Origin of the sequence: Enterococcus aquimarinus (genome assembly GCF_001885765.1) — a bacterium.
GTDB lineage: Bacteria > Bacillota > Bacilli > Lactobacillales > Enterococcaceae > Enterococcus_I > Enterococcus_I aquimarinus.
In genome coordinates this window covers 54,865-62,509 of sequence record NZ_JXKD01000016.1, presented here as the reverse complement: position 1 = coordinate 62,509, position 7,645 = coordinate 54,865, and the positions used below count along the sequence as shown (strand labels likewise).

Here is a 7,645-nt window from a genome sequence, read left to right as displayed (position 1 = left end):
TCTACCAACACTAGAAAGTATAGAACCAAAATAAAAGAGCTGTCGACAATTTACGCCGACAGCTCTCTTTTTTTATGTATTTTTAATGATCATACCATCAATAATATCAACTACGCGTTCCGTGTCATTAATGATTGATTCAAAGCAGTCATAAATTTCTTTCCATTTAATGATTTCAAGTAAATCTTTTTCTTCACTAAATAGTTGCTTTTTCAAGCGACTGTAAAGCAAATCGCCTTCAGACTCAATTTCATTGACTTCTAAAATTAACTGCTTTAATTTTTTAGAATTTTTGAATTTTGGAAACTCGATCATTGCTAAGTGAACCCCTTTAGCCGCACGACTGACAAAAGCACTAAAAGTCTGTGTTTCTGGTCTAATCGTTGTCACCACAAGGTTTTCAAGTAAGTAAGTCATACTATTAATGCCGTCAATAATATCGTCTAGACATTCTGAAATAATTAAAATATCTTCCCGATCGATTGGCGTAATAAAGGCATCATACAGTTGATTTGTTAGTTCATCCACGAGTAAATCGTTCTTTTTTTCTAATTGATGAATTACTTCTGAATTTTCGATTAACTCTTCAGGGTTATAATTCTCAAATATCGTTTCAAGATGCTCCGCCGCTAAGTGCGCATTTTCAGATAATAATTCCATTGTATTAAAATAATTATATTGTTTTTTTCTTGCCATCATCGTCTCTATCTCCTTAAAAAATCGCAATAAATAATTTTGCCATACCGTATGCTATCAAACCACAACCTGGGAAAGTCATCACCCAAGCGAAAAGCATTTCTTTTACTAATTGCCAATCGACACTCGAAAGGCGTCTTGATGCACCAACTCCCATGATAGCAGTCGTTTTTGTGTGCGTCGTTGAAACAGGAATACCTAAAACAGAGGCTGCAAATAAACAAATCGCCGCTGCTAAATCAGCTGAAAATCCTTGATAAGTTTCTAATTTCACCATATCCATTCCAACAGACTTAATAATCCGCATACCTCCTACTGAAGTACCTAAGCCCATTGTAACGGAAGATAAGACCATTACCCAGATTGGAATGACAAAACCATTCCCTGTTTTTTCCGCTAAGTTATTATAAAACAATGCGAGCATGAAGACCCCCATAAATTTTTGACCATCTTGCGCGCCATGTAAGAAGGCATTCGCAGCCGCAGCTCCTGCTTGACCAAAATGGAAAAATTTATTTGCCGCACGCCTTGGTACATCTTTGAAAATCCAAACGAGCACTTTCGTAATGACGAAGCCGCCACCGAATCCTAAAATCGTTGAAACAACAAGACCGATTAGAACTTTTTTCCATTCAGCCATATTCACAGCACCTAACCCACCAAGAGCCATTGCTGCACCGGTTAACCCAGCAATTAGCGCATGCGATTCACTCGTTGGAATGCCAAAATACCAGGCAGCCACTGCCCAAATGACAATTGAAAAAAGTGCTGCTGCAAGCGCGATTTGAGCCGCCTCAACTCCTTGGGAATCAAACGAAACAATATTACTAATTGTTTCTGCCACTTGCGCATTAAAGAACGTCATCACAAGAGCACCCAAAAAGTTCATAACAACCGCAATCCCGATTGCGACATTTGGTCGTAAGACACGCGTCGACACTGCCGTTGCGATGGCATTCGGGGCATCGGTCCAGCCGTTAACGAAAATAACGCCCATTACTAAAGTAATTGTTACTATTAAAGCAATATTCAACTTTTACACCACCATAATTCTCTATTATTCTATGTTGCTTTTTTTCTTACTCATCATAGCATATTCAGGGAATCTTTTGGAAGTGATTTCAGTTATTTTATTGTATCAGAACATGATTCCTTCAAAAAAAAGCCATTTTTCGTTAAAAACAACAGTAATTGATCACAATTTAGAAACTGAATATGAAAAAATGCTCATAAAAATGACTTCTTCAACCAAAGAATTAAATGAACTGTTAAATACAAGAAATTCGATTCGTGACTTCTGTTAGGATCTCTCTGTGTTATATTACCTTTTATAGATAGTAGTTAGGAGGAGTATTTTTTCCTTTCTTTACTCAGCGTTAACTATATGTTCCGGTAATCTTTTTTGCGATAATCAGCGGTTTAGTTTATAAGTATAGTTTTTCAAAATTATCTCCTCGTTCCAATTATGTAAATTAGCTAACTAGAAATAGTCATAGTCTCCCAAGATATAACGGTGGATTAATACAACCTTTTCCTTAGGAATTTACTCCATATTCTGAATATTATATAAAAGGACGTTCCAGAGTAAGTACTGACGATAAAATTTCTACACTTCTATTTATCTCTCCTTATTTCTATATATATTAGAAATAAGGAGAGATAAACCCTAAAGTCGCTGACTTAAATCAGAGTAAATGCTATTATTAACTCATAGATAAATAAACTTACCTAACGCCCATAAAATAATCTGGGTCACGAAACTTCCCTGCTTCACAAGTTGGGGGGGAGTTTCCTTCCATCTATCAATTTACTTACACTCATAGCATAATAACCTACTTAAAATTATAAAAACAAAAATCAACCTCATGTTATACCTTTACGTAAGGCTATAGATTTTTAGTAAAATAAAATATCCTCGAATCCAGTTGAAGCGGCACTGAGGAGCAACCTATATTAAGAAGTTTATATCCCTTTTATAAATAAGCTGTAGAATATGTGTATAAAATTATCGAATAGATTAAAATAACCCCAACTACAGTTACAGCTGTAGTTGAGGTTTCCTTTATATGATCTATAAAGTTTCCATAAAAAAATTATATCATATCAAAGGAGTGATTTGTATGTCAACGCTGTTTGTTTTTGTGTTTATTGGTTTTTGTATCTCGATTTGGTATTTCTCTAAGAAGAAACCAGATAAACGGATGAGAAATTTCATGATTGTTGGTGCGGTATTGTCATTTATTGTAGTTGGGGTTACAGCCCCAACAGAGGCAGAAAATGAATTAGAAGCAGAAGAAACAACAAATACTACTGATGAAAGTAGTTCTGAGTCTTCCGTTGAAGAAGTGATTTTCTTGATTAACAGCCCTACCTATTCACTAAAAGATGGTACATTCACAGTTACTGGCGATGTTAACCCTAATGTTAAAGTATCATTTTTTATCAATGATGTAGAAGAAGGAAATACTAACGCTGATAGCGATGGTTCTTTTTCTTACACAGGCCTAATACCTGAAACCGAAGATATTACTTATGTTGTAAAAACTGAAACGAATCACCAGACCATTAAAATTATATCCAGAGTATCACTCGAAAAATTGGAAGCCGAAAAAGAAGCAGAACAGAAAGAAAAAGAAAGAATTGAAGCTGAAGAACAGAAAAAAGCTGAAGAAGAAGCTGCTAAGAAAGCAGAAGAAGAACGTGTAACGAATGAAAAGAAAAAAGCCGAGGAAGAAAAAGAACGTAAAATTGAAGAAGAAAAGAATAAAAAAGAACAAGAAATTGCCAACGCATCACGTGAACAAAGAAATGCGTTATCTAAAGCTAATGATTATTTAGATTACACCGCATTTTCCATGTCCGGATTGTATGAACAACTTCTGTTCGAAAGTTTTCCAGAGGATGCTGCACAATTTGCGATTGATAACATTGTCGTAGATTGGAATGCACAAGCTTTACAGAAAGCAATTGATTATCTAGACTACACTTCGTTTTCGGACCAATCGTTATATGAACAACTTATTTTTGAAGGTTTTACAAGTGAACAAGCTCAATATGCAATCGATAATTTACCGCAATAAAAACACGCTCTCCTATCTTGATAGACAGAGAATTTTCTGCCCAAATCATAATCGAGCGAAGGACTAATTTAGCCATCTCCGTAAATCATAAGTGTCCTTTATTAAATTAAGAAGGAAGGATTTAAAATAACTAACACTGATGCAATGACTTTTATGAACATAGAGACAGAAATATTATCATTAGAATCTCCCATACAATCAGCAGTAAGTTCATTTAAAAATAATAGATCTGATTTTAGCCATTTAGAAAAAATGAGTAAAGATATTCTGTTATACGCAAGGTTAAATTACAATTATCATCTCGCATTAATACAACCCGACAGCGATAACGAGGATTTATTCTATTGGAAAAATAATTACTCTAAAATTTGGTGCATTGGTGTAAATACCGAAGAAATTGGAAGAAAATCAATTTTATTTTTCGCAACAAAAAGCGGTGTTGATGAAGTAACTTTTGTAGATGCTGTTGATAAAACTAGCACCCCATCTTTTTTTAAAATGAATGACCTAGAAAGAATTACTTTTCTCGTTGATCAAAAAGTAATTCCAGATATCAGAGATTCTATTATCATAAACTCCGTATCTCCATTTTCTGGATTAGGTTATTGGATTGAAACTTGGATTAAAGAGGAATTAACAAATGTTGATCGAATATCGAACACGCCACAAGAACTGTTCGATTTCAACAAGGCAGTCATTCATGCGAAACGTTATAATTTTCAAGAAATGCTCACTACAATTGATAACGAACAATTTGCGATGGAGTTTGACGAATGTCTCTATGCTTATAATAATCAGAAATGGTTCGTCTGTGCTGCAGGTTTAGGTGGTGTACTTGAACACCTTCTCTATCTAATCTTAGAAAAGAATCAAATGATTGACACAACTTTTCCTGATGATGCAACAGCTAAAATATATATAGAATACCTTAGCAGAACTCCTATAAGAATTAAAAAAAGAGAAAAAACATATATAAGAACCTTATTTATGACAAGGAATTCTGTCTCCCACTTCAACCAAGGTTTTACTTCAAAAGATCAATGTACACATTTAATGAATGGAATCAAAGATATTTTCAACAATTATTATATTAAAGATTTTAGTTTAAAAGATAACTGATTTAATTCCCTTATTTTTTTGGTCCATATAAATAACAGGTGGCGCAGTTACCCTACCATTCTCAGATATCGACAAAATAGACTCCAGTAAGTGTTTAGTTACCGTGGCCGATGGTACTTTCTCAATCTTACTGAAAAATGGCGTATAGTACAAAAGAATGAGTATTTTCAAAGAGGGCTTAACACTTCGGGTAAAGAGCAATTCATTTTCACTCAAGAAAACAACCAAAATTTCAAAGGTGAAGTTGTCACCTAGTGGTTGAATCGAATTATTAAGTAATACGAATTGCTTCGTATTACTCCGCATGTCTTTTGCCACACGCATACTAGTTTGCTATTACAAGCCGGTATTCCTGTAAAAGAAGTTTGTGATCGATTAGGACATAAAGATATTTCAATAACGCTTGGTATCTATGCTCACGTGATGCCTGAAGAAAAAGAAAAGACTGCTGAAAAATTTGCAAACTTTGTTAATTTTTAACAAGATACAGACAAAAGCACAGACCTTCCCCAATTTTTTGACACTCAATAGGCTAGAAAGTCGCTGTTATAAGCTTTCTAGACGAAACTTTTTTCGTGTTAAGTAAAAATTCTTTACAACATCTATTGCAAAGCTTGTTTTCATTAGGTATAATGACTAGTGTTGATTTATACGTTATTCGTATAATAACTTTTTTATCGGAGGTGAAATAAATGCCAAACATCGAATCTGCAATCAAACGTGCTCGCACAAGCGAAGCTGCTAATGCGTTAAATTCATCTCAATTAAGCGCGATGCGTACGGCGATTAAGAAATTTGACCAAGCTGCTGAAGCTGGTGATGAAAACGTGACTGAGTTATATCAAGCTGCTACTAAAGCAATTGACATGGCTGAAACAAAAGGTCTAATTCACAAAAACAAAGCGAACCGCGACAAATCTCGTTTAAGTAAAAAAATCGCTAAATAATAAAAAGACAACCCTCGATTCATTGAATTGACGGTTGTCTTTTTTATTTTATGATGATTTTTGTAAAGGTCGACATGTTTTTAAGACAAACAACTGAAAAATGAGTTCTTTATCCATTTGTCCCGTTTTGATTTTATAATCATTCTCAATTAGCTCATCATAGAGTTTGACTAATTGTCCGACTTCAAATTTACGAGCTTGTTGCATCGCTAATTTAATTCGGTAAGGATGAATTTTAATCGTTTCGCCAATTGCTCCTTGTTGATACCCCACATTTTGCAGAATCCGAACTTGCAACAGTAGCCGGATTTGGCTGATTAAAATGGCATTGATTTTAATCGTTTCCTCCCCTTGCACGCGTAATTCTTCATACAGTAATAACGCCTCTTGCGCTTTTCCTTCTAAAACTTTACTCGTTAAATCAAAGACGTTTTGTTCTAGCGAGCGTGGAACAAGGGATTCGACGATTTCCCGAGTGATTGTTTGTCCTTGATTTGCAAACAAACGAATTTTTTCTAGTTCTTTCATTGCTTTTGATAAAGATGCGTCCGTTAAGAAGAAAAATAAGTCAAACGCATCCCGACTAAACGTCAGACCATCATTGGTGATCGTTTGTTGTAAATAGCGACGGACCTCGTTTTCCTTCATTGGTTGAACATCGATGACTACCGCAGATTTTTTCAAGCGTTTCGTAATTTTCTTACGCTCATCCATTTTTTCATGATTGAGCCAAAAAACAAGGATGGTTGTTTCCAAAGGATTCTCTAAATACCGGATCAACGCATCTAAATCATTTTCAGGTGCATTTTTTGGTTTTTCTCCCGTTAAGAAAAAGGGATTTTCTGCAAAAACTAAACGATGGTCTCCAAAAAAAGGACTCGATTCTACTTCCCCTAACAAATCACTTACTGGAACTTCACTTAAATCAAACTGGGCAAAGTTTAAATCATTTTCTTCAATCGCTAACCGTTTTATAAAGGCTTCTCGCACTTGTTGTTGCAAAAACTGCTCTGTCCCAAGAACGAGATACAAATTGGCTAGTTTTTTTTGTTGGATTTGTTGAAGCGCTTCTTGTACATTCATTTCTCAGCGATCCTTCCTATCTATTTTGCCATTCTTCCTTCATTATCCTAACATGAAGTATCAAATTTAACTAGTTCTTATTCTCTTTCGATGAGAAATGCTTCACCGCGTTTTAAAGTTTCGTTTAAGTCTTTTCGAAAAGAAGCGCTTTCGGTTTGTGATATGTTAAGATGGCGTTAATCAATAAAAATCGAATGACTATCCTAGGAGGGATGGAGTATGAAAAAACAGAATTTATTCATCAGTGGGTATCATTTTTTCTTAGCACTTCTTTTTATTTACGTTGGGGCACAAGTTATACAAGGTCGTTTGGGCGAATATCCTAGAGAGTGGCTCACTAAACTCCCTTTTACGAGTTGGGTTTTACCTGGATTCGCTATTCTTCTCTTGGGTCTGAGTCATTTATTCGTAGCAGGTATCGACCTCTTTCAATCACGGTCAATTGTTGCACGCCTAATGCTACTCATGGGATCATTTTTGATTGTGAGTGGCATTCTATCTATCATGATATTAGGTGAAACCTATTTAGCAACAGTTGAATTAATCCTTTTAGGAAGCATACACCTCGTTTTAGGCGGCATTATATTATGGAAAGCGGCTCATTCTAGCCAATCCATCCGCATCTAAAAAATTTTAATGGAGTTGTGACTATTGTCATAGCTCCTTTTTGAATTCTCTCGTTTATAGAACGTAGTATTTTAATAAATACTTTGTACATTC

General features: G+C 35.0%; 9 protein-coding genes. 5 read left to right on the top strand and 4 right to left on the bottom strand.

Annotated features, from left to right (window positions below; translation table 11 throughout):
• Positions 1 to 72 precede the first annotated feature (72 nt).
• Positions 73 to 696 (bottom strand): DUF47 domain-containing protein, encoded by a 624-nt coding sequence (locus RU93_RS10110; protein ID WP_071875507.1) that lies wholly within the window; start codon positions 694 to 696, stop codon positions 73 to 75.
• Between the two features lie 16 nt (positions 697 to 712).
• Positions 713 to 1,693: an inorganic phosphate transporter gene (locus tag RU93_RS10105; RefSeq protein WP_071875506.1), complete on the bottom strand. Its 981-nt coding sequence runs from the start codon at positions 1,691 to 1,693 to the stop codon at positions 713 to 715.
• A 1,123-nt stretch (positions 1,694 to 2,816) separates the two neighbouring features.
• Here RU93_RS10105 and RU93_RS12170 point away from each other — a divergent pair.
• A complete protein-coding gene (locus RU93_RS12170; protein ID WP_245785409.1) occupies positions 2,817 to 3,776 on the top strand; it encodes an Ltp family lipoprotein in 960 nt (319 codons plus the stop codon).
• A 153-nt stretch (positions 3,777 to 3,929) separates the two neighbouring features.
• Positions 3,930 to 4,895, top strand: coding sequence for a hypothetical protein (locus RU93_RS10080; protein WP_143139445.1), 966 nt, complete (start codon positions 3,930 to 3,932; stop codon positions 4,893 to 4,895).
• Here RU93_RS10080 and RU93_RS12315 read toward each other — a convergent pair.
• The gene (locus RU93_RS12315; RefSeq protein ID WP_245785408.1) at positions 4,881 to 5,219 is read right to left on the bottom strand and encodes a hypothetical protein; all 339 of its coding nucleotides are present in this window, start codon (positions 5,217 to 5,219) and stop codon (positions 4,881 to 4,883) included. The two genes, RU93_RS10080 and RU93_RS12315, sit on opposite strands and share 15 nt — an antisense overlap.
• Before the next feature lie 6 nt (positions 5,220 to 5,225).
• Here RU93_RS12315 and RU93_RS12310 point away from each other — a divergent pair, with 6 nt between their 5' ends.
• Complete coding sequence (locus RU93_RS12310) at positions 5,226 to 5,375, top strand: hypothetical protein (RefSeq protein WP_245785407.1); 150 nt, start codon at positions 5,226 to 5,228, stop codon at positions 5,373 to 5,375.
• Positions 5,376 to 5,587: 212 nt separating this feature from the next.
• Positions 5,588 to 5,842 carry a 30S ribosomal protein S20 gene (rpsT, locus tag RU93_RS10065; protein ID WP_071875498.1) on the top strand — a complete coding sequence of 85 codons (255 nt, stop codon included), beginning with the start codon at positions 5,588 to 5,590 and terminating at the stop codon, positions 5,840 to 5,842.
• A gap of 48 nt (positions 5,843 to 5,890) precedes the next feature.
• Here rpsT and holA read toward each other — a convergent pair whose 3' ends face one another.
• Entirely contained in the window at positions 5,891 to 6,925 is a 1,035-nt protein-coding gene (holA, locus tag RU93_RS10060; RefSeq protein WP_071875497.1) for a DNA polymerase III subunit delta, read from the bottom strand.
• A gap of 219 nt (positions 6,926 to 7,144) precedes the next feature.
• Between holA and RU93_RS10055 the strand changes: the two genes are divergently transcribed.
• Positions 7,145 to 7,552 (top strand): hypothetical protein, encoded by a 408-nt coding sequence (locus RU93_RS10055; protein ID WP_071875496.1) that lies wholly within the window; start codon positions 7,145 to 7,147, stop codon positions 7,550 to 7,552.
• Positions 7,553 to 7,645 lie beyond the last annotated feature (93 nt).

Coding starts and splice junctions, on each gene's coding strand:
- rpsT (WP_071875498.1), top strand. CDS start 5,588: ATGCCAAACATCGAATCTGCAATCAAACGTGCTCGCACAAGCGAAGCT.
- RU93_RS10105 (WP_071875506.1), bottom strand. CDS start 1,693: ATGGGCGTTATTTTCGTTAACGGCTGGACCGATGCCCCGAATGCCATC.
- RU93_RS12315 (WP_245785408.1), bottom strand. CDS start 5,219: ATGCGTGTGGCAAAAGACATGCGGAGTAATACGAAGCAATTCGTATTA.
- RU93_RS10080 (WP_143139445.1), top strand. CDS start 3,930: ATGAACATAGAGACAGAAATATTATCATTAGAATCTCCCATACAATCA.
- holA (WP_071875497.1), bottom strand. CDS start 6,925: ATGAATGTACAAGAAGCGCTTCAACAAATCCAACAAAAAAAACTAGCC.
- RU93_RS10055 (WP_071875496.1), top strand. CDS start 7,145: ATGAAAAAACAGAATTTATTCATCAGTGGGTATCATTTTTTCTTAGCA.
- RU93_RS12170 (WP_245785409.1), top strand. CDS start 2,817: ATGTCAACGCTGTTTGTTTTTGTGTTTATTGGTTTTTGTATCTCGATT.
- RU93_RS10110 (WP_071875507.1), bottom strand. CDS start 696: ATGGCAAGAAAAAAACAATATAATTATTTTAATACAATGGAATTATTA.